Source organism: Bradyrhizobium sp. USDA 327, from assembly GCF_041262065.1.
Classification (GTDB): domain Bacteria; phylum Pseudomonadota; class Alphaproteobacteria; order Rhizobiales; family Xanthobacteraceae; genus Bradyrhizobium; species Bradyrhizobium liaoningense.
In genome coordinates this window covers 6,216,637-6,238,086 of record NZ_JBGCCW010000001.1, presented here as the reverse complement: position 1 = coordinate 6,238,086, position 21,450 = coordinate 6,216,637, and the positions used below count along the sequence as shown (strand labels likewise).

Genomic DNA, 21,450 nt, shown 5'->3' with positions numbered 1-21,450 from the left:
TGGACTCTCTGCCGCCGGTCAACCCGGATCGGCCCGCGAACTCCCATTCAGCCCCTGCGCGCGGCGGGTGCGCGCCTTGATCATCTCGTCGGCAATGATCAGCCGCTGGATTTCCGACGTTCCGTCGCCGATCTCGGTGAGCTTCGCGTCGCGGAAGAAGCGCTCGAGCGGGAGGTCGCGGCAGTAGCCCTGGGCGCCGTGGATCTGGATGGCGTCCCGGGTCGCCGCGACCGCCGCCTCGGAGGCGAAGAGCTTCGCCTCGGCGGCTTCCTTGAAGAAGCTCTTGCCCTCATCGCGCAGTCGCGTCGCCTTGTTCAGCAGCAGGTCGGCGGCGCTGATGTTCATCTCCATGTCCGCCAGCATGCGCTGGATCAGCTGGAAGCGGTACAGCGGCTTGCCGAATTGCCGGCGGCGAAGGACGTGATCGACGCACAGATCGCGCACGCGCTCGGTTATGCCCATGGCGATTGCGGCCATGCCGAGCCGAGCCGTGGGTAGCGTGCGCTGCAGGATGTCGAAGCCGCGGTTCTTGCGGCCGAGCAGATTCTGCTTGGGAACAGGCGAGTCGCGAAAGATAAGCTCGCCGGTGTCGGAGGCGCGCATGCCGAGCTTGCGCTCGCGCCGGCCGCTGGCGTGGAATCCCGGCGTCCCCTTCTCGATCACGAACAGGCTCAGCCCCAGGGCACTGGCCGCATCCGAGGTCTTGGCGACCACCACGGCCACGTCCGCAATATTGGCATTGGTGATGAAGAGCTTGGCGCCGTTAAGGACGTAGCCCTCGTCCGTCTCCTCTGCCTTGGTCCGGATCGACGATATGTCCGAGCCGCTCTCGCTTTCGGTCATCGCGAAGGCGCCGATCTTCTCGCCGGCGATGAGCGGCGGCAGGAGGCGGCGCTTGAGCTCTTCGTTGCCGCCAGCGAAGATCGGATCGCACGCGAGCGTCGCATGCGACAGGGCGGTCATCGCGGTCGCGGCGCAGGCCTTCGCGACCTCCCTGATTAACCCGATGTAGGTCGTGTAGTCCAGCCCGCAGCCGCCATATCGCGCCGGATAATGCGTGCCATACAGGCCGAAGGTGCCCATTTGCCGGAACGCGTCGAGCGGAAATGCCTCGGCCTCGTCGGCGGCGGCCGCGATCGGCGCAATCGCCTTGGCGACGAATGCCGCGCCGCTCGCGAGGATGTCGTCGATGCCGGTCATGCGGCGAATCCGAACGCGGCGTGCCATGCGTCGAGGGCAATCAGGGCATGCGCCGTGCGATAGACCGCGAGATCGTCGTTGGCCGCGCATGGGCCCCGCTTGCGGAGAAAGTCGGAGACCTTGTCGGCGTCGAAATAGCGGGCGATCGTCGAGTTGGCCGATCGGACCAGCCGCTCGGCGCGGTTGCGCTCCGCCACCAGGGTCCTGGCGTCGACCGGGATCGGGACCGGGCGCTTCTTGCGCGTCACGACCGGCACCGGGAGGAGATCGTCGGCGATGTGCTTGAGCAGGATCTTTTCCGATTCCGCGGTGGACTTGAAGGCGGATGGCATCTGCACGACGTACTCGACCAACCGGTGGTCGAGGAACGGCACGCGCGACTCCACGCCCCACGCCATACTGATCTTGTCGAGGCGCTCGAGCATGTCAACCAGGTAATACTTGAGGAATAGATACAGCCGCTTGTTGAGCGCGTCGTCGGTGTCGAGCGCGCCCATCTCCTGCGCAAGCGTCGAGCGGATCCGGTCGCGGGACGCCGTCGCGCGCTCGATCGCCGGATCCAGCAGGGCGCAGACCTTGTCGAGGTAGGGCGCCCACGGAAACTCGGTTGCGGGCTCCGGGCCGTTGAGGAAGAAGTAGTAGCCAGCAAACAGCTCGTCGGCGCCCTCGCCGGACATAACCACCGTGGCGCTGGGCTTCACGCCGCGATACAGCAGATAGAGCGAAGGCGATGTGAGCTCGACCGGCTTCTCGACGTGCCAGGTTACCCGATCCAGCACGTCGAAGTACTCGTCCGGCCGAAAGAGGAGCTCGGTGTGATCGGTGCCGTAGGCCCGCGCAACCATGCCGGCGTAGTGGGCATCGGATTGACGGCACCGCGCCTTGTCGTTGAGGTCGTAATCCATCGCGAAGGTCTTGAGGCAGCCGGGCGCATGCTTGACGGCGAAGGCGGAGACGAGGCTGGAATCGAGCCCGCCGCTCAGCAGGGTGCCCAGCGTCACGTCGCTCGCCATTTCCATGCGGACCGCCGAATTCAGCAGATGCCGCACGCGGTCGCAGCACTCATCGAACGAGTCGCCGTGCTTGAGGCTGTCGCGCTCGAGCGACCAGTAGCGATGCTTCCTGACCAGCCCGTCCTGAACCACGACGATCGATCCCGGTGGCAACGATTGGACGTCCTTGAACATCGTCTTGGAGTCGAGCAGCGTCGTGCATAGCAGGGCTTCGGCCACGGCGTTGACGTCGACGGCGGCATTGATCGCTGAGTGCGCCAGAACGGCCTTGATCTCCGAGGCGAACACGAACTGCCCGCCGCGCATCGCGTAGTAGAGCGGCTTGACGCCGAGCCGGTCGCGTGCAAGGAGCAATAGATCGCGCCTCCGGTCCCACAGCGCGAAGGCGAACATGCCGTTGAACTGCGACACGCAGCGCTCGCCGTATTCCTCGTAGGCGTGAACGATGACCTCGGTGTCGCAGCGGGTCGTGAAGCGGTGACCGCGGCGGGCGAGGTCCTCGCGCAGCTCGGGGTAATTGTAGATTTCGCCGTTGTAGGTGACCCAGACGCTGCCGTCCTCATTGGCGATCGGTTGGCGGCCGTTCTTGACGTCGAGGACCGACAGCCGCTGGTGCCCGAGCCCTACGAAGCGGTCCATATGGAAGCCACAGTCGTCGGGCCCGCGGTGCGCGAGTTGCGCGTTCATGCGCGAGAGCACCGCGGGCGAGACCGGCTCATCCTTGCGCATGTTCACGACGCCGCAGATTCCGCACATGGCTCATGCCCCTCCGGCACGGCGGCAGCAGGAGCCGCACATCAGCTCGCGCTCCACGTCCGTCGCCACGTCGATCGCCGCGCCCTCCGGGTCGGCCAGCCGCTCGGCGGCCACGTCGCGAGGAAGCGAGCCGAGGCGGACCATCTGGCTCATCTCGTAGTCGTAAGGGTGGAATCCGTAAAGATTCTTGTGCCGGATGATGCCGAACGCGTTCAGCCGGCAATTCGTCGAGTTGGGATCGACGTCGGCCGGCCTTCGCCATCCGAGGCCCATGATGCTTCGATATATCTCCGCCTCGTCGTAGCCGAGGATCGGCAGCGGGCTGACGATGTACGGGAAGGGACGCGTCTGGTATTCGTCGCGTCTCAGCATCACATGGTCGTAGATCCACGAGCCCGTGCGCTCCGCCAGCTTGGCGAACAGCTGCCGCCGCATCGCGAACGGAATGGTGTTGTCGCGGTAGATCAGCTCCTTCTCGGACCGCAGCACCTGGCCGGGGCTGTTGCCGAGAATGACCATCGAGATCTGCCTCGCGATCGCCGTGCGCAGCGCCGCGGTCATGACCATGCGGATGCACGAGATGCAGACGCCGCTGCCGAACTTGGCGAGATAGTCGGGGTAGACACGCGCCAGTGCGCTCGCGAGGAAGATCTCATTGAGGCGATCCTGGCGATACTTGACGATCACGTGGTCGACGTGAAGCGCTGCGACCACCTTGCGCATGTTTTCGAAGGCTGCGCGGGACAGGAAGCCGTTGTCGAACGTGACCGCCAGGAGATTCAGGCGGAATTTCTCCTGCAGCACCTTCAGCAGGAACGTGCTGTCCTTTCCGCCGCTGAACGCAACCACCGCGTCGTATCGGCGCCCATCCGACCGGTTCGCCGCGATGACCTGCTGCAGTGCATCGGCGAGCTGTGCCGCGCGCGCGGGCGTCGTGTCGCGCCGGACGAACTCCCGGCAGATCGAGCACACGCCGTCGTCGCCGAACGAGATGTCGGGAAAGCCCGCCGAAAGCCCGCACTGGATGCAGTGTCTCATGGCGCCGCCGCGAGCGCCAGTGCGGCACGATCGATCTTGTGGGTGCTGGTGAGCGGGATCGCCGCACAGAACTCGATCTCGTCCGGGCGCATGTAATGCGGCAGCTCGAGCGCGCATGCGCGCGCGACGGCCTGGTAGGTGACGGTCGCACCCGGCGCGCGCGCGACGATCGCCCGTATGGTGGGCGCGCAGCGGTCGTCCTGCCCGCACACGACCGCCGCCATGGCGATGCCGTCGATCCTGGTGAGGCATTGCTCGATCTCCTCGGGGTAGACCTGGTGCCCGAGGCGCTTGATCATCGTGTCCTTGCGGCCGACGAAGTACAGGTAACCCTCGTCGTCGAGCATCCCGAGATCGCCGGTGTGGACGCCGTCCGCCCGAAAGGTGGCGTTGCGGTCTATTTTCCAATAGCCGGGCGACACGAAGGCCCCGCTGTGCACGATCTCGCCGACGGTGCCCGGCGCGCACGACCGCCCGTCCTCGTCGACCACCGTGATCGTCACCCCGGGCAGCGGCCTGCCCACCGAGCGTGGCTTCCTGGAAAGTTCGGACGGCGCGAGACACGTCGATCGAAACGCTTCGGTCGTCCCGTACATCATGTAGAAGTCGGTGGTGCCGAGCGCACGCCGGAGCTGGGAGAGCTCGCGTTCGGGAAACACCTCGCCGATCAGCGAGACATAGCGCAGGTCGGGGAACGGGGGCTCGAGCAGCGCCGCGTGATTGTTGAGCATCATCCGCCACAGCGACGGCATGGCGTGAAAGCCCGTGATGCGCTCGGTCACGAGCGTTCGGACGATGTCGGCCGGGAAGGTCGAGTCCTGCAGCACCAGCGTGCCGCCGACCAGCGTCGCGGTGAACAGCTGGCTCAGGGCCCCGTCGAATGAGAACGGCGTGATGCTGATCAAGCGGTCGCGCGGGCCGTTCTCCAGCACCCCGGCCGAGACCACAGTCGCGTCCGACAGGATGCGATGCGTGACCTTGATGCCTTTGGCTCGCGCCGTCGTCCCCGAGGTATAAATGAGCGCCGCGAGATCGTCCTCGCTCACCGCCGCGGCCGGCCACGGGGTGCGCGGCCAGTCTGCTCCGATCGCGCCGAGCGCAAGCGCGGCAAGCCGGCCATGCGACGCGCGCGCGCCGCCAGTGCGGATCAGAACATCCGGCAGGAGCCCGCGCTGCGCCGCACGGGCGATGGCCGCCTCCTTGCTCGGGTGGAAGAAGACGGCGGCCGGCTCCGTTCCGGCTAGGACGTGCTGCAGCTGCTCGTCTCGGAACGCCGGATTGATGTGCACCATGACGGCGCCGGCTTTGACAATCGCGAAGATCACCGCGACCTCGTCCACGCATTTCGGCCCGTGCATGGCAACCCGCGCACCGGGGTCGACGCGTGAGCGCAGGAAACCGGCAATTCGCGTCGCACGGTCCTCCAGCTCGGCAAACGACAGGCGCTGGCCGCCCAGGACGATCGCCTCTTTGTCGGGATTGTCCCGCGCGGTCCTGCTCAGCATGTCGTGGACGGCGAGCATCGGCATGCTACCCGGCGACGGTCTGCTTTTGTGCGACCAGGCTAACGAGCCCGTCGACCGTGCCGAAATGGTCCATATCGACATCCTCGCCGGAAATCTCGAGCTCGAACGTTTCCTCGAGGAACGCAACGAGAGACAGGACGTCGAGCGAGGCCAGCATTCCCGCTTCGAAAAGATTGCAGGATTGGTCGAAGCCTTTCTCATGCGAGACCTCCTCGACGTAGGCGACGATCGTCTCTCGTATGCCCATGTGACGATTCCCCGTTGGGCCGCGCGCGCAAGTGCGCTCCGTCTCCGCGAAAGAGACCGGTATCTCTGCGAACTGAGCTGACGTCGCCGGCTAGGCGGCGTTCTGGCTTGCCGGCACGACGTTCACCCAGGTGCCCAAGGCGGCGACGAGGGCCGCGGGCACCGGGACCCATCGACACAGCACAGTGTCGTGCCTCACCTTGAGGATGGCGATGTGAGGACCTTTTTCCGTCTCGGCGGCCTGCGCCTCCGCGTTCTCAGCCCGCGGCCCGGCCGCCGGGGCATGTACCTGAACATCGATCACGTCCTCCGGATCGATCTCAAAATGTGATCCGCTCGCCTCGAAGCAGCAGATCCGCTCGTTGGCGTATACGATCGAGCCTGCGAGCGTGATCTCGCCGGGGGCGGCAGCGGCCGTTGGCGGGGCTTGACGGGGGGGAGGCTCCTTGTGGGGCCAAGTGGCTACGAATTCGTCGTAGTTCATTGCCGTTCTCCGTGGAATCAGAACCAACCGCTGGGCACCATTGAACGTCGGCGCGCCGCTCTCAGGAGGCGCGGATCAGGATTGCATCGAATCGCCATTGGCAGCGCCGATGCTCGAGTTCCGGTCTTCCGGACTCAGCGACCTGAGCGCACGAAAGACATGCGTAGCAATCACACTAACCCTGCCGCCTCCTTCCGACCTTCGTCGAAGCCGGACTGCCCTTCTACAAAAGTAAGCAAACCACTAACGCAACGATCCAACAGAACCGGACGCAAGAAACGGCGCGAGCGTCTCTAAGAACGCTCCCTCAGTTACCTGAGAAACGCAAATGAAAAACCTATTAACTTTGGTAGCCTTTTATGATCGACAGCCAATGGGCGGATTCAAACGGTCGTCGCAACCTCCAACCTCCGAGTGTTGCGACGACCGTTTGAATCCGCCATGCGCGTACTGCGCTCTATGGCGCGACCTCACCGGGGCACTCGGCATCGGAGCCTCAGCCGGCATCATTCGGGTTGTCGTGTGCGTCCGTCTTGCCGGCGCTCGCGAAGCATGGAGGCGCTGGAATTCGCACTGTAGAAACGAACGATTCGTCAAATCTGGCGATAGGATAACGCGCCGGACGCAATCGATCATCACGGCTCATAGAGAGCTGGGCATGATAGCTGGAAGTGGTGCAAATACCGATCTTCCGCTTTCGGGGCGGATGGTCCAGCTCCTGGTGATCGCTCGCCGCTTCCGCTGCGATGCCGTCCTGTGGGGGCGCCAAATCTTTACTGAGCGCTTCGCCGAAGGGGTACTGGCCCCATCGGCGCGGCGCACGGGAAGACTAGATTCAATTGTCCATCACCTCGGTCTGGCGCTTGGCGGTCGACCGGCGGCAGGCTTCGCAAAACGGCTGATGCTGACAGTGAGTAAGGATACGCTGCTGCGCGTGGTCCGACGCCGTCACCGTCCGCCAGCTGATCCGCTCAGGGTTATCGGCATTGGTGACTGGGCCTGGCGGCGCAATCCCAGCATCATCTGCAACCTGGTGAGGCGCCGGGTAGTCACCTCGCTGCCGGATCGTGAGCGCGCGACCGCCCAAGCCTGGCTGGCTGCTCATCCCACGATCTCGGTCGTCGCTCGCGATCGTGGCGGGGGATATGGCGAAGCCGCTGCAAAGGCCCTGCCGCACGCGGTGCAGGTCGCCGACCGTTGGCATTTGATGGAGAACGCCAGTCGGGCCTTCCTTGACGCCTTCCGCAAATCGATGCGCCAGATACGCATCGTCATCGGCGCGACCACGATTAATCCCAAGCTGCTAACAGCCGCCGAGCGCCTCCAGTATGCTTGGCGAGCTGGTACGGCAGTCCCGTTGGACTGGTTGCGCATGTCTAGTGATCGCGCGCTTCGTCAGGCCCTGGCTGAGCTCCAGGAGAACCCGGAACAGTCGGCCGCTGTCATTGAAACCGGGCATTGTGTCGTGCTGGCCGGGCCCGGAAGTGGGAAGACCAAAACCCTGACGACGGCTATGGCGCGGGTTTTGGCGCAAGACGTGGTCGAACCGCGAGGCGTCGCCTGTATCACCTACAATAACGAGTGTGCGATCGAACTCGAAACTCGTCTTGCCCGCCTCGGCGTCACTCCTGGAGTGCGCGCCTTCATAGGGACGGTGCATGGCTTTGCGCTGAGCCAGGTGATCGGTCCTTATGTCCGCTGCGTGCCCACGGGCCTTCCTCCTAACTTCAGGCTCGCGACGCGATTGGAAGCGAGAGCTGCCGTGGAGGTGGCGTACCGGAACGCCATCAACGGCACCGACGATCCCCACCGGCGGTGGGAGTTCGCGTCCGAGAAGCGCAAGCGCGATGTTGATCGCTCGCGGCCCGAGTGGCGTGGGCGCAATCCCGAACTGGCGGCTTTCATCGAGGCCTATGAGGTGGAACTGCGCCGACAGGGCTTGCTTGATTTCGACGATATGCCGCTTCTCGCCTACCGCATGATCAGGGAACATGTCTGGATCCGTGAGGCTCTCCGCGCACGGTTCCCAGTGCTGTTTGTGGACGAATATCAGGATCTCGGCCACGCATTGCATGAACTCGTTCTGCTCTTGTGTTTTGAGGGGGGAATCCGGCTTTTCGCCGTTGGCGATGCCGACCAGTCAATCTATGCCTTTGCCGGTGCCAATCCTGAACTGCTCGAAAGCCTGACGCGGCGCGCCGGTGTGCGGACCATCAGGCTGCGCTTCAATTATCGGTCGGGCGGAAAGATCATTCGCGCTTCTTTGGGCGCGCTTGGCGAAGAGCGCGATTACCGCGGTGTCGACGGGGCCCCCGAAGGGGATCTGAACTTTTGGCACGTCCCGTATGGTCATGACTCGCAGGCCCAAGCCATTGCCGTCACGATCATCCCAAAGCTCATCGAACAAGGGTTTGAGCTCGGGCAAATCGCGGTTCTCTATCGAGCGGCGTGGCTCGGCGACAAGGTCGCGCATGCGCTGAAAGAAGCCAATATTCCCTTCGTCCGAACAGACACCAACGCCCTCGTCAGAAGAAACTCGCGCCTCGCGCGCTTCATTGAGGATTGTGCTCGTTGGGTGACCGGGGGATGGAGAGACGCTGATCCACCTTATGCGCGGGTTCTGTCGCAGGCTATTGCGCTCGTATTCGGGCGGCATGCCAGCGAACGCGAGCATCAGGATTTGTCCGCGCAGCTTATGACATTCCTCAATGCCTCGATCGGGAGGCAGGAGACAACGCATGCGTGGCTGGAGCGCTTTCATCGAGAAATCGTCACGCCTTGGCGCGACGTTGCCCGAAATTCGGAAGTAGAATGGCACATCTGCGACGAAATGATCACCAACACAGATCCGACGCGAGATCTCGATCTTTCACTCGCTCACTTCGCGGGGCGTGTCGAAGGAGCGGGACGCGTAAATCTCAGCACCCTACATAGCGCCAAGGGCAGGGAGTTCGACGCCGTCATCATGTATGGTGTCAACGCCAGCGACATCCCGAGCGAACGCGACAGCCGCACCCCGGCAGGGCTTCGCGAAGCAAGGCGGCTGTTCTACGTCGGCGTGACGCGGCCGAAGAAGCACCTCAGCCTAGTGTATCAGGAGCACCACCACTCGCCGTGGGTCCTCGAACTCTACCAGAGAAGCCAGCGGGACTAGGAACGCCTCACAGGATGGGCCACGCGCCAAAAAAGAGAGGAAAAGTGAAGAAATATCATATTGATCTCAGCGAGAGCGAAGCCGAGCTTCTTCAAAGGATCGATCTTCGCGTTTCGCACCACGATCATGCTGATGGGCATGCGGCTTACAACGCCAACAAAGAGCCCATTCTGGCGCTCTTGGGTTCGTTGAGCGAGCGCAAGGCGGTGCCGTTACAAAGACTGAACTATTGGAGTGATCCTCGGTACAATTTTGGTCGGGTCAAGGCTTCTCGAAAAGGACTATTCGAGCGCAACGGGTGCACGGGATCCGAGATTTACACGCACCCTCATTTTATTCCGTATCTGAGATATTTCTTGTTCGGTCCTGAACTTCCCGATGACGTAATCGCGAAATTCGAGGCAAAGGTCGGTAATCCAGAATGGGTGACATCGAGCGATGTCGTGCCAATCGGGAAATTTGCTAGGGATCTGACAAGGGAGCATCACCTCGATGTTTCCGACGCGCCGGAGGAGTTCTTCAAGCTATGCCTTGATATGGGCTTGAGCCTTAGCACCGCAGAGAGCGTCATGCGGTCGGTACGACAGGTTCGCTAAAGAGTTACGCACTGCGCGTTGGGGGCTTGCCTCTTACGTTCGGTACCTGATCGCTCAGCGTGTCAGTCACCGGCTCCTATCTCCCCAAGCTCGGCCAAGAAGACTGTGCCGATGTCAACGGCCTGCTTTGCAGCGTCTGCGTCGACGTCGACCCCGTGCGAGGCTTCGTTCATGACCCGCAGGGCCCTGAGCAGTTCCTGGGTGCTGGCCGGTGCGATCCCGTGCCGTTGTAGGTCCCGTAGCATATTCATGATGCCGACCGGCCGGTTCGCCGCGACGCCCTTTGCCACGGCGAGGTCGCGGAGCGCTCGTTCGATCTCAATGCGAAGCTTCACCACTGACATCAGCGGGAACTCGCGTGCAAACTCCTCCACCGTCGGAAGGTCCCCTGCAAGCTGAGGCGGAAGCGCATGGGAGAGCTGATATTGAGCCACGCCCATCGGCTTGGTGGAATCCCGGAGCGCATATTCCACGATGACCTCGTTGCGCCCCTTACACAGGATGATGCCGATGGTTGGCTTGTCATCGGGGTGGCGCAATTGATCGTCCACGGCCGAGAGGTAGAAGTTCATCTTCCCGGCAAATTCCGGTTTGAAGTCCTCGATCTTCAATTCGATCACCACGAAACAACGCAGGCGTAGGTGATAGAAGAGGAGGTCGAGATAGTAGTCTTGGTCGCCGACCTCGAGGTGGTATTGGCTGCCGACGAAGGCGAAGCCCTTGCCGAGTTCGAGGATGAGCGAGCGCAGATGCGCGATGAGACCACGTTCGAGATCGCGCTCCAGCATTTCGGGGCCAAGCGAGAGGAAGTCGAACGTATAGGGGTCCTTGAGGATTTGCTGAGCGAGCTCGGATTGCTCGGCCGGAAGGGTTCGCGAGAAGTTGGTCAGCGCACTGCCTTGACGAGCGAAAAGATTGCTGTCGATCTGGTGGGCGAGGACGTTACGGCTCCAGCCGTGCCCGATCGCTTGCCGGGCGTACCAGGTGCGTTCCTCGGACGCTTTGACGGCGTCAAGAAGGCGGACGTTATGGCCCCAGGGCAATAGTGCAACAACCTGTTGCACAAATTCGCTGTCGGGCCAGGCCTCGGCGAAGGCGCGCATATATTTCAGGTTTCGGGCCGAGAGTCCGGTCATCTCTGGGAAGGCTCGGCCGAGATCCTCCGCCAACCGATCGATGACCTTGGCGCCCCAACCCTCTCGCTCCTGTCGGCCGAGAATGTCCCGACCGATGGTCCAGTACAGGAGGACGAGCTCCCGATTGACCGAAAGGCCGGCCCGGTGCCGTGCCGCTGCGATTTTCTGTTTCAGATCGCCGACAAAGGCAGAGTAGCTCTGCAGGTCGATCTCGACGGTCGCCTTACCAGTCTTAACGCGGCGATGGGGCTTGGATGGTGTAGAACTCATGCGGCCATCTTCACGTGCTTCTTGGCAAGCATGGCACGGACGAACTTGTCCCATTTCATCATGCCGGCGCGTTTCTCGGCCATGTAGTTCCAGCGGTCGTAGTGCTTCGAGCTGACGTCCTGCAGGGCATGGTTTTGCAGGCGGTCGCGGACTTCCTTCGGGATGCCGGCCTTGCCCGTCAAAGTCTTGAAGGTCCGGCGCAGGTCGCGGTTCGTCACATAGGGGATCACGCCGCGGTCCCGCTGGCGCCACATGAACGAATAAAGCGTGCCGTGGCTGACGGGCTTCGACGGATCCTTGGCCGAAGGGAAGAACCAGCCGTATTCATTGACGTTGATGGATGAGATCAACTCTGCGGCCAGATTCGGCACCGGAACGGCATGGGGCTGGTCGTTCTTGGTCGTGGACCAGTCGATGATCTTCTCCTTAGCGTCCCATTGGTCGATGTGGAGGCTCGCGATCTCCTCGACTCGCTGGCCGGTCAGCATGAGGATTCGGACCGCACGGGTATACGGCGGATGGACAGGCGTATCGGGGCACTCTAGCCAGCGATAGAGCTGGACAAACTCGTCCTCATCGAGCCAGCGCGTGCCCTTGACCTTCGGTTCGGTCGGAATGCCGGTCGCCGGATTGAAGGGGATGCGGAAGCGCCGAGCGGATTGCTGCCGATAGTCGTTGTCTGACTTCATGCCCCAGCTAAAGGCCGCGTGCATGTACGACCGCACATGGTCGGCCATCGACTTGGCGCCGCGTTCGTAGATCGGTCGGATCAGTTCGATGATTTCCTCTGACTCGATATCGCGGGCGAGGCGGTTGCGCCCGAGCGTGTCCGCAATCTTGTTCAGGCCCTTTTCGGTTTCTTTCCAGGAGGGTTTGTCCGCAGCCTTGAGCGAAGCGACATAGCCCTCGAAAAGATCGGCCACAGTGCCAGGGCGCGTGTCGGTCGCGATTTTGATGCTTCGGCCCTTCTGGATCACGTCAGCGAAGTCGCGCTTGAAGATTTCTCGCGCCTGCGCGAGCGACATTGACGGGTAGGCGCCGAGCTTCTTCTTGGTACGCTTCCCGTCGCGCCACTGCTGCGCCATCCAGTCGGCCGTGACGCGCTTCGGCATGGGCTTGAGGACCAGGACGAGACGACCGGTGCCGCGCCCTTCGCCGTCGGCGAGGTTTTCTTGCTTCTGGCTCATCTCGACGCGCTTTAGCGCATGTCGGATTGCTGTGTCGGTCAGGCTTGGCATGGCGTTCCTCCTGGTCCCGCAACTGGGATCGGTCGAGGAGAAACGGGGATCGTTTGCTGGGATCGGAAAGCCGTTTTCAACCCCTCTAACCGCCCCCAATTTGCCATAGCCGCCCCCTGTACGCAATGCACAAAAAGCGGCTATTTCATTGATGTTTCTCCGGTATTGAGCGTGATCCAGCGTGATCGAAATGGGGGTAGTGGGATGGTTGTGCACCAGGATCAGCGCGGTGGCGGAGAGTTCGAGCGCGCGCTTGATCACCTCGCGCGGATAGACCGGGGTGTGGTCGACGGTCCCGGTCTGCTGCACCTCGTCGGCGATCAGCTGGTTACGCTTGTCCAGAAACAGCAGGCGAAACTGCTCCTTCTCGGCAAACGCCATGCTGGTGCGGCAATAGTCGATCACCTCGTTCCAGGACGACAACGCGTTGCGGCTGTTGACCCCGCCCTTGGCGACGCGATGCGCCGCCGCGGCGATCAGCTTGAGCTGGTTGATCGCCGCCTCGCCGACCCCGTCGACCTCGCGCAGGCGTGCCACCGGCGCATGAACGACCTCGGCGAACGAGCCGAACGTCTTGATCAGCGTCTTCGCCAGCGGCTTGGTGTCCCGCCGTGGCAGCGCCGGAAACAGCGCCATCTCCAGCAGCTCGTAATCGCTGAGCGCATCCGCGCCCGCGCTGTAGAAGCGTTCGCGCAGCCGCTCGCGGTGGCCGAGATAGTGCGGCGCGTCCTCAGGCTTGCTCTTGTCGTGGTCGGACTTGGCGGGCATCGGCCGCCAGCATTGCCCTGTCGGGAGAATTTTTCAATCGGCAATTGTAGTCGCCTCATGGCTTCCGCATGGGTGCGGTCACCGCTATGACCCCCATGACGATGAACGTCATGCCGACCAGCATCGACCAGGTGAAGCTCTCGCCAAGGAGCGTGGTCCCGAGCGCGACGGCGAAGCCCGCGCGCAGATAGCTGCCGCTCGTCGTGCCGAGCGGGCCCAGCGTGCGGATCAGGCGGAAATAGATCACCATTGCGAGCGCGGTGCAGACGATCGCAAGACCGAGCACGGCTGCGATCGCCTGTTTCGTCGGCGCCAGCGTCCAGGGCCGGTCGAGGACCGCGGCTATGGGCAGCATCAGGGCCCCGGCGCAGCTCATCGCACCGGCTGCCGTGACGACCGCGGGAAGGCTCGCGAACCGCTGCCCCCAAATCGGTGCGAGCGCGTAGCAGAAGCTCGCAACCAGCACGGCTGCCTGTGCCAGCGGCGCGGCGGTGCCGATCCCCGAGAGCGCGTCGACTCCCATGGTCAGGGCAACGCCTGCCAGGCCGAGAGCAACACCGATGGTCGTCCGGCCGCCGATCTCCTGTCGTCCGCGCCCGGTCGTCATCGCGATCGCAAGCACGAACATCGGCGGAGTCGCGTTGAGCACGCCGGCGAGACCGCTGGTGATATGCGTCTCGCCCCAACTGATCAGGGTGAAGGGCAGCGCGCTCTGCAGCAGCCCCTGCACGACGAATGCCGCCCACACCGACCCTTGGCGCGGCAGGGTGTATCCCTGCGTAGCTGAGATCAGGACCAGGAGAATGGCCGCGATCGTCACCCGCGCGGCGACCATCGTGAACGGCGGAATCGTCGGGATTGCAATCTTGATGAGCGTGAACGAGCTGCCCCAGATCAGGGAGAGAAGCAGCAGGAGCCCGATCTCGAATGCGAGACGGGTTTGCCCTGACGTCGTCTGCTGCGCCGGTGTGCTCATGCGATCTGCTCCGGGATCCGTCGACACTATGATCGGGAGCGGCGATGCAGGCTGGCTGAATTCGGACCTCATCGCCCGGTGGAGTCCGATTTCAGCTACTCGGCGGCACGCCTTGAAACTATGATTTCGCCATGACGACAGGCTCCGCGCATCGGCAAACGCTGCCACCGCATCTCGATCGGGAAACCTGCGATCGGGCGCGCCTCGCGCGGGCGCGCGCCTTCGACGGCCTGTTCTTCTCCGGCGTCCGCTCGACGCGCATCTATTGCCGGCCGGTATGTCCGGTTCGGCCGGCCCGCTCCGAGAATGTCACCTTCTATGCGACCGCGGCGGCCGCCGAGCGGGCCGGCTTTCGCCCGTGCCTGCGCTGCCGGCCGGAAGCTGCGCCGGGTTCTCCGGCCTGGATGGGAACGGCCACCACCGTTGCGCGCGGCATGCGGTTGATCCACGACGGTTTTCTGGATCGGGCGTCCATGACGGATCTCGCAGACGCGCTTGGCGTTGGGCCGCGCCATCTCCTGCGTCTTTTCCTGCGTCATGCCGGGGCGAGCCCCAGCGAGATCGCGGCAACGCGGCGCGTGCAGGAAGCCAAGCGTCTGATCGACCGGACTGACATGACGTTGGCGGAGATCGCCTTCGCCGCGGGATTCGGCAGCGTTCGGCGCTTCAACGACGCGTTTGTCGCGACCTACAAGCGAACGCCATCATCATTCCGCCGCCGGCGATAGAAGACGATACTGTGCCGTCATGCCGGGGCGGTGCGAAGCACCGAACTACGGTGCGCAATTGCGCACCTGAGAATCTCGAGATTTCGGCTCGCTCGCTGCTGCGAGCGCCCCGGCGATGACACGCAGGGCAATCACCCGATCTGCTTCTCGCCGTGCCGCTCCGACAGCGTGAAGATCTCGACGCCCGTCGCGGTGACGCCGACGGAGTGCTCGAACTGCGCCGACAGCGAACGGTCGCGGGTGACCGCGGTCCAGCCGTCGGAGAGAATCTTCACGTGCGGCTTGCCGAGATTGATCATCGGCTCGATGGTGAAGAACATGCCGGGCTTGAGCTGCACACCCTCGCCGGGCCGGCCGACATGGATGATGTTCGGCTCGTCGTGGAACATGCGCCCGAGCCCATGGCCGCAGAAATCGCGCACCACGCTCATGCCCTGCGGCTCGACGAAGCTCTGGATGGCGTGGCCGATGTCGCCGGTGGTTGCGCCGGGCTTCACGGCGGCAATGCCGCGCATCATCGCTTCATAGGTGACCTCGATCAGCCGCTCGGCCTTGCGCGCGATCGGGCCGATCGCATACATCCGGCTGGAATCGCCATACCAGCCGTCGACGATGAAGGTGACGTCGATGTTGACGATGTCGCCTTCCTTCAGCGGGCGGTCGCCGGGCATGCCGTGGCAGACCACGTGGTTGAGCGAGGTGCAGGTCGAGTAGCGGTAGCCGCGATACATCAGCGTCGCCGGATAGGCGCCATGGCTGAAGGCGAAATCGCGGACGAACTCGTCGATCTTCGAAGTCGGCACACCCGGCCCGACGATGTCAGTGAGCTCGTCGAGGCATTTTGCCACCAGCGCGCCCGCCTTGCGCATGCCGGCGAAGGCGCTCGGCCCATGCAGCTTGATCTGTCCGGTCTTGCGCAGGGAGGTATCGGTGGCTTCGACGTAGCTCATGCGTGTCAGGTCTTCTCGGGGCTGGTCTCGATATCGGCGGAAAGGCTTGATTTCAGGCCCCAATTTAATGATTGCCGGCCTTCATGCAAGCCGAGGCAGAGCGTTTTCGAGCGAAGTGGCTACCGGTTCGGGTGAAGAAAACGCGTCAAAACAAGAGCCCTGCCGGCCCCGGGTGCGAAAGCGGCCCTAATTCGGCACTTCTACGGTGGTTTCCACCGGCAGGGCGCCGCCGCGGATGCGGATTTCGCGGACGGGATAGGGAACCCGGATGCCCTCGCGCTTGAACGCGTCCCACAGCTCCAGCATCACGTCGCTCTTGACCTTGTCCATGCCGTCGGGGTCGGCGATCCAGAAGGTCAGCGAGAACTTCATGCCGGCTTCCGCGAACTCGGTCAGGACGCAGGTCGGCGGCTTGCCCTTCTGCGCGCGCGGGTGGGCGGCGGCGGTCTCGGCGGCGAGCGTGCAGACAAGGCGGGGGTCGGCATCGTAATTGGTGCCGAAGGCGATCTTCACCAGCGTGTTCTTGTCGGTATAGGTCCAGTTGACGACCTTCTGCGTCACCAGATCCTCGTTCGGCACCAGGAATTCGCGGCCGTCGCCGGCGGCGACGGAAATATAGCGCGTCTTCATCGCGCTGATGCGACCGGTATTGTCGCCGATGGTGACGAGATCGCCGGGCTTCACCGACTTGTCGGCGAGCAGGATGATGCCCGAGATGAAATTGGCCACGATCTTCTGCAGGCCGATACCGATGCCGACGCCGACCGCGCCGGAGAACACCGCGATCGCCGACAGGTCGATCCCGACGGCGCCGAGCGCGATCACGATCGCGACGGCAAGCAGCCCGATACGGATGATCTTGACCAGCAGCACCTGCACCGACGGCGTCAGATCGGTGGTCGCATTGATCCGGCTCTCGGCGAAATTGCTCGCAATGTTGGTGAGCCATAGCGCGATCAGCAGCAGCGCGCCGGCCTTGAGCGCCAGCAGCGGGGTCAGCCGGAGGCCGCCGAGCACGATCGCAAAGGAATCCAGCAGGTCGACCGTCGCATCGAGCTGGCCGAGGATCGAGAGCGCGGCGATGAGCCAAGCCGTGATCGACACCAGCTTGACGATGAAGGCGTTGCGCAGCACCGAGGTCACGAGCCGGATCACGAGCCAGGCGAAGCCCAGCTTGGCCGCGACCATCAGGAGGATAGCTGCGGCTCGGCCAGGTCGCGTGGTACATAACCACGCGCGAGATGATCACGAGCAGCGTGAACACCGCCGTCGAGGCGCTGGAGACCATCACCCGGGCGAAGTGGCGGAGCGGCAGCGGCCAGCGCATCGCCAGCGAGGTCATGTCGACGCGGCTGCGAATCGCGGCCTCCGCGGCATAGGCGATGCCGGCCGCGGCCAGCATGAGACCGAATTGCAGGTAGAACCAGGGTGAGGAGATTTCCGCCCCGACGCTGCGTGCGGTCGTCTGCACGAACTCCAGGAAGTCTTTGAGGTCCATGTCCATCGGTCTCGTCGGCAAGCGGGGGAGGAATTGATTCGAGGGAGGCGCAGAATCCCACAAAGGACGCGGCCGGACCATCGATACACCGTCAAGTGAAGCGCGTTAAGGCCGCAAAATGCGGGCAGATTGCCGCGAACCATGGAAAATGGGTTGGCGCGCGAGTCCGCCGACGATAAGGATGCAATCCCAGCGATTTTTATCCGGAAGGTGGATGGCTTCCCTCGACTCCGTCAGCATCGCCATATTGCTCGGCGCCGTCCTCATCATGGCCGGCATCCTCTCGAGCTTGCTCGCGCTGCGCTTCGGCGCGCCGTTGCTGCTCGTCTTCCTTGGGATCGGCATGCTCGCCGGTGATTCCGGCCCTGGCCAGCTCCAGTTCGACGACGTCCGCACCACCTATCTGGTCGGCTCCGTCGCGCTCGCCTTGATCCTGTTCGACGGCGGCCTGCGCACGCGCTTTGCCAGCATCCGCACCGTGCTCGCCCCGTCCGTGGTGCTCGCGACCGTCGGCGTGCTGCTGACCGCGCTCGTCACGGCGCCATTCGCGAAATACGCGCTCGATCTCAACTGGTCGGAATCGCTGCTGGTCGGTGCCGTGGTGGCCTCGACCGACGCGGCCGCCGTGTTCCTGCTGGTGCACACCCAGGGCCTGCGCCTGCGCCCGCGCGTCGGCGCGACGCTGGAGGCGGAATCCGGCACCAACGACCCGTTCGCGATCTTCCTCACGCTCATGCTGGTGGAATACATCTCGGTCGGCTCGAGCTCGCCCGGCCATGTGCTGGTGGAGTTCATTCAGGAGGCGGTCCTGGGAGCCATCGTCGGTGTCATCGGCGGACGCCTGGTCGTGATCGCCCTCAACCAGGTGGCTTTGCCGCAGGGCCTGCACGCCCCGTTCGTGGCCACAGCTGCGCTCGTGATCTTCGGCGGCTCGCAGATCATGCACGCCTCCGGCTTCCTCGCGGTCTATCTCGCCGGCATCATCATCGGCAACCGGCCGACGCGCGCGCATAATTCGGTGGTGACGTTCCTCGATGCCGCGACCTGGCTGGCGCAGATCGTGATGTTCGTGCTGCTCGGCCTCTTGGTCTCGCCGAGCCGGCTCGGCACCACCGTGTTGCCGGCCGTCGCCGTCGCGCTCGTGCTGATGCTGGTGGCGCGGCCGCTCGCGGTGTTCGTGTGCCTTTCGCCGTTCCGCTTCAACTGGCGCGAGAAGATCTTCATCGCCTGGACCGGCCTGCGCGGCGCGGTCGCGATCTTCCTGGCCTCGATCCCGATGCTGGTCGGGCTGTCCAAGGCCTATCTCTACTTCGACGTCGCCTTCGTCGTCGTCATCATCTCGCTGCTGCTGCAAGGCTGGACGCTGGCGCCCGCCGCACGCAAGCTGCACGTGGCGCTGCCGCGCGCCGAGCGCGGCCCGCGGCGCGTCGAGCTCGACCTGCCCGGCCAGCTCGAGCAGCAGCTGGTCGGCTATCCGGTGCGGCCCAAGAGCCTGTATTTCCGCCGCGGCCTGATCCCGTCCTGGTCCAAGCCGACGCTGGTGATCCGCAACGAGAACATCCTGACGCCGGTGGAAGCCGACCCGATCGCGCCCGGCGACTACATCTATCTGCTGGCCCCGCCGGAAAAGGCCGAGTCGCTCGACCGCTTCTTCGTCGACATGCAGCCGGGCACGGCGCCCGATCCGCATCTGCTCGGCGACTTCATGGTCTCCGGCGACCACACGCTCGCCGAGCTCGCCGAGATCTACGGCGTCAAGGTCGGTGAAGACGAAGGCAACCTGACCCTGGCCGACTATTTCGACGTCCATCTCGACCGCGCGCCGAAGGAGGGCGCCGAGCTCGCCCTGGACGAGATCGTCCTTGTCGCGCGCTCGATCTCCGGTGGCCGCGTCAATCTCGTCGGCTTGCGTCTGCCGGAAGAAGACGAGACGCCCGAGCCGCTGACGCGCGCGCAGGCGCTGCGGAAGAAGCTCGCGGAGCTGTGGACCTCGGTGGCAGGGGTCTAGCCTCCTCTCGTCATTCCGGGGCGCGCGTCAGCGCGAACCCGGAATGACGAGGATGGGGAACCGCCACCAAATCGCCGCAACCGCCGAAGATTTGCGCCGCTTCGTGAGCGCGAAACCCGGAACGCCCGGCGGCGTCGCTCGTTCTAAGCCGCGTAACAGCTTGGAATGACAGGAGTATGCCAATGCGAAAGTTCATCCTTCCGATCGCCATGGCCCTTGCGCTCGGCACGGCTGCGCCGGCGATGGCCTATGACACCGGCGATCAGATCTCGATGCAGGTCGCGCTCGATGTCGCGAGCGATCTCGGCGTCGTGACGGTCTCGCACACGAACTTCCTTGGCGATGAATGGCAGATCGAGGGTCGCGACCGCGCCGGTCGCTGGATGGAGGTGGACGTCGATGCCCGAACGGGCGAGGTCCGCAACGTCGATCGCGGCTGGTAGCTGAAAGGAACACTGTGGCCCGGATGGAGTGCTGGCGAAATCCGGGCTACCGCCGCCTCACGTCAGCACCTTGACCCCGCCGAACGACGTCACGCGGCCCTGCTTCAGCAAGACGATCTGCGTCGCAAGCTGGCGCAGCTCGGCGGCGTCGTGGCTGACATAGACCATCGGCACGTTGGCTTCATCCCGCAGCCGCACCAGATAAGGCAGGATCTCGAGCTTGCGGCCCTCGTCGAGCGCGCCGAGCGGTTCGTCGAGCAGCAGCAGGCGCGGCTTCGAGAGCAGCGCGCGTCCGAGCGCGACGCGCTGGCGCTCGCCGCCCGAGAGCTTTCCGGGACGGCGATCGAGCAGCGCGCCGATGTCGAGCAGGTCGACGATGCGCTTGTGCTGGGAGGGATCGGGCGGCAGGCGGTTCATCCGCCGTCCATAGTCGAGATTCTGCGCGACGTTGAGATGCGGAAACAGCCGCGCGTCCTGGAACACATAACCGATGCGGCGGCGCCAGGTCGGGACATGGATGCCGGCCGCGGTGTCGTCGACGGTTTCGCCGTCGATCACGATGATGCCGCGGTCGGGCCGCAACAACCCTGCGATCATGTTGACCAGAGACGTCTTGCCGGCGCCCGAGGCGCCGAACAGGCCGATGGCACGGCCTTCGCTGGCGAAGGATGCATGCAGCGAGAATTCGCCGAGCTGCTTTTCGACGTCGACACGCAGCATGGTCAGTTTCCGTGCAGGCGCGCGGTGGCGCGGCGGGCGAACCATTCGGCGGCGATCAGTGCGCCCAGTGCCAACACGATCGAGACGACCACCAGCCGTCCCGCGGCGGCATCGCCGTCCGGCGTCTGGATCAGCGAATAGATCGCCGAGGATATCGTCTGGGTCTCGCCGGGAATGTTGGAGACGAAGGTGATCGTCGCACCGAACTCGCCGATCGCCTTGGCGAAGCCGAGCACCATGCCGGCGAGCACGCCGGGCAGCGCCAGGGGCAGCGTCACCGTAAAGAACACTTTCCACGGCGCGGCGCCGAGCGTCTCGGCCGCCTGCTCGAGCCGGCGGTCGATCGCCTCGATCGACAGCCGCATCGGGCGGACCAGCAGCGGAAACGCCATCACGCCGCAGGCCAGCGCCGCGCCGGTCCAGCGGAATGAAAAGACGATGCCGAGATGGTCGGCGAGGAAGCCGCCGACGAGGCCGCGGCGGCCGAACGTCAGCAGGAGCAGATAGCCGGTGACGACGGGCGGCAACACCAGAGGCAGATGCACGACGGCGTCGAGCAGCGACTTGCCCCAGAAATCACGCCGCGCGAGCAGCCACGCCAGCGCGATGCCGAATGGCGTCGCCACCAGCGTTGCGATGACGGCGACCCTGAGCGAGAGCAGGATCGCCGTCCATTCGGCAGGAGAGATGTCGGACATCAAG

At 64.2% G+C, this 21,450-nt stretch carries 17 protein-coding genes and 3 pseudogenes; 6 read left to right on the top strand and 14 right to left on the bottom strand.

The genetic code is table 11. The features are described 5' to 3' along the window. Positions 1–18: 18 nt before the first annotated feature. The 6 genes from ABIA42_RS29500 to ABIA42_RS29475 all read right to left on the bottom strand — a co-directional run bounded on the left by ABIA42_RS29500 (position 19) and on the right by ABIA42_RS29475 (position 6,263). Complete coding sequence (locus tag ABIA42_RS29500; protein WP_370118579.1) at positions 19–1,200, bottom strand: acyl-CoA dehydrogenase family protein; 1,182 nt, start codon at positions 1,198–1,200, stop codon at positions 19–21. Further along, positions 1,197–2,969 (bottom strand): asparagine synthase (glutamine-hydrolyzing), encoded by a 1,773-nt coding sequence (asnB, locus tag ABIA42_RS29495; protein ID WP_370118581.1) that lies wholly within the window; start codon positions 2,967–2,969, stop codon positions 1,197–1,199. The genes ABIA42_RS29500 and asnB overlap by 4 nt, the downstream gene beginning before the upstream one ends. Positions 2,970–2,972: 3 nt before the next feature. Further along, entirely contained in the window at positions 2,973–4,007 is a 1,035-nt protein-coding gene (locus tag ABIA42_RS29490) for a 7-cyano-7-deazaguanine synthase (RefSeq protein WP_370143687.1), read from the bottom strand. Further along, the gene (locus ABIA42_RS29485) at positions 4,004–5,536 is read right to left on the bottom strand and encodes a class I adenylate-forming enzyme family protein (protein WP_370118586.1); all 1,533 of its coding nucleotides are present in this window, start codon (positions 5,534–5,536) and stop codon (positions 4,004–4,006) included. Before ABIA42_RS29485 ends, ABIA42_RS29490 begins: the two co-directional genes overlap by 4 nt. Position 5,537: 1 nt before the next feature. After that, a complete protein-coding gene (locus ABIA42_RS29480; protein ID WP_370118589.1) occupies positions 5,538–5,780 on the bottom strand; it encodes an acyl carrier protein in 243 nt (80 codons plus the stop codon). 90 nt (positions 5,781–5,870) lie between these two features. Next, entirely contained in the window at positions 5,871–6,263 is a 393-nt protein-coding gene (locus ABIA42_RS29475) for a hypothetical protein (protein ID WP_370118592.1), read from the bottom strand. A 685-nt stretch (positions 6,264–6,948) separates the two neighbouring features. Between ABIA42_RS29475 and ABIA42_RS29470 the strand changes: the two are divergent. From ABIA42_RS29470 to ABIA42_RS29460, 3 genes and pseudogenes are all read left to right on the top strand, one after another. Then, positions 6,949–7,593: pseudogene (locus ABIA42_RS29470) on the top strand (transposase); the annotation flags it as partial. A 42-nt stretch (positions 7,594–7,635) separates the two neighbouring features. After that, a complete protein-coding gene (locus ABIA42_RS29465; protein ID WP_370123865.1) occupies positions 7,636–9,417 on the top strand; it encodes an ATP-dependent helicase in 1,782 nt (593 codons plus the stop codon). Positions 9,418–9,461: 44 nt separating this feature from the next. After that, the gene (locus ABIA42_RS29460) at positions 9,462–10,013 is read left to right on the top strand and encodes a hypothetical protein (protein WP_354140899.1); all 552 of its coding nucleotides are present in this window, start codon (positions 9,462–9,464) and stop codon (positions 10,011–10,013) included. Positions 10,014–10,075: 62 nt separating this feature from the next. Here the strand turns inward: ABIA42_RS29460 and ABIA42_RS29455 are convergent, their stop codons facing one another. The 4 genes and pseudogenes from ABIA42_RS29455 to ABIA42_RS29440 all read right to left on the bottom strand — a co-directional run bounded on the left by ABIA42_RS29455 (position 10,076) and on the right by ABIA42_RS29440 (position 14,401). Then, entirely contained in the window at positions 10,076–11,419 is a 1,344-nt protein-coding gene (locus ABIA42_RS29455; protein ID WP_370118595.1) for a YhcG family protein, read from the bottom strand. Beyond that, positions 11,416–12,657 carry a site-specific integrase gene (locus ABIA42_RS29450; protein WP_247973351.1) on the bottom strand — a complete coding sequence of 414 codons (1,242 nt, stop codon included), beginning with the start codon at positions 12,655–12,657 and terminating at the stop codon, positions 11,416–11,418. The genes ABIA42_RS29455 and ABIA42_RS29450 overlap by 4 nt, the downstream gene beginning before the upstream one ends. 150 nt (positions 12,658–12,807) lie before the next feature. Continuing rightward, positions 12,808–13,425, bottom strand: a pseudogene (locus ABIA42_RS29445) (RadC family protein); the annotation flags it as partial. Positions 13,426–13,480: 55 nt separating this feature from the next. Further along, positions 13,481–14,401: a DMT family transporter gene (locus ABIA42_RS29440; protein ID WP_370118598.1), complete on the bottom strand. Its 921-nt coding sequence runs from the start codon at positions 14,399–14,401 to the stop codon at positions 13,481–13,483. 131 nt (positions 14,402–14,532) lie between these two features. Here ABIA42_RS29440 and ABIA42_RS29435 point away from each other — a divergent pair, with 131 nt between their 5' ends. Then, positions 14,533–15,129, top strand: a complete 597-nt coding sequence (locus ABIA42_RS29435) for a bifunctional transcriptional activator/DNA repair enzyme AdaA (RefSeq protein WP_370143686.1) — start codon at positions 14,533–14,535, stop codon at positions 15,127–15,129. Positions 15,130–15,260: 131 nt separating this feature from the next. Here the strand turns inward: ABIA42_RS29435 and map are convergent, their stop codons facing one another. Both map and ABIA42_RS29425 read right to left on the bottom strand, forming a co-directional pair. Further along, the gene (gene map, locus ABIA42_RS29430; RefSeq protein WP_271531330.1) at positions 15,261–16,079 is read right to left on the bottom strand and encodes a type I methionyl aminopeptidase; all 819 of its coding nucleotides are present in this window, start codon (positions 16,077–16,079) and stop codon (positions 15,261–15,263) included. A 186-nt stretch (positions 16,080–16,265) separates the two neighbouring features. After that, positions 16,266–17,583: pseudogene (locus tag ABIA42_RS29425) on the bottom strand (mechanosensitive ion channel family protein). 208 nt (positions 17,584–17,791) lie between these two features. Here ABIA42_RS29425 and ABIA42_RS29420 point away from each other — a divergent pair. After that, positions 17,792–19,585, top strand: coding sequence for a potassium/proton antiporter (locus ABIA42_RS29420; protein ID WP_271531332.1), 1,794 nt, complete (start codon positions 17,792–17,794; stop codon positions 19,583–19,585). A 182-nt stretch (positions 19,586–19,767) separates the two neighbouring features. Further along, complete coding sequence (locus ABIA42_RS29415) at positions 19,768–20,028, top strand: hypothetical protein (protein ID WP_370118603.1); 261 nt, start codon at positions 19,768–19,770, stop codon at positions 20,026–20,028. A 57-nt stretch (positions 20,029–20,085) separates the two neighbouring features. Here ABIA42_RS29415 and modC read toward each other — a convergent pair whose 3' ends face one another. Both modC and modB read right to left on the bottom strand, forming a co-directional pair. Next, the gene (modC, locus tag ABIA42_RS29410; protein ID WP_370118606.1) at positions 20,086–20,748 is read right to left on the bottom strand and encodes a molybdenum ABC transporter ATP-binding protein; all 663 of its coding nucleotides are present in this window, start codon (positions 20,746–20,748) and stop codon (positions 20,086–20,088) included. Between the two features lie 2 nt (positions 20,749–20,750). Next, positions 20,751–21,446 carry a molybdate ABC transporter permease subunit gene (gene modB / locus ABIA42_RS29405; protein WP_370118608.1) on the bottom strand — a complete coding sequence of 232 codons (696 nt, stop codon included), beginning with the start codon at positions 21,444–21,446 and terminating at the stop codon, positions 20,751–20,753. Positions 21,447–21,450: the final 4 nt, after the last annotated feature.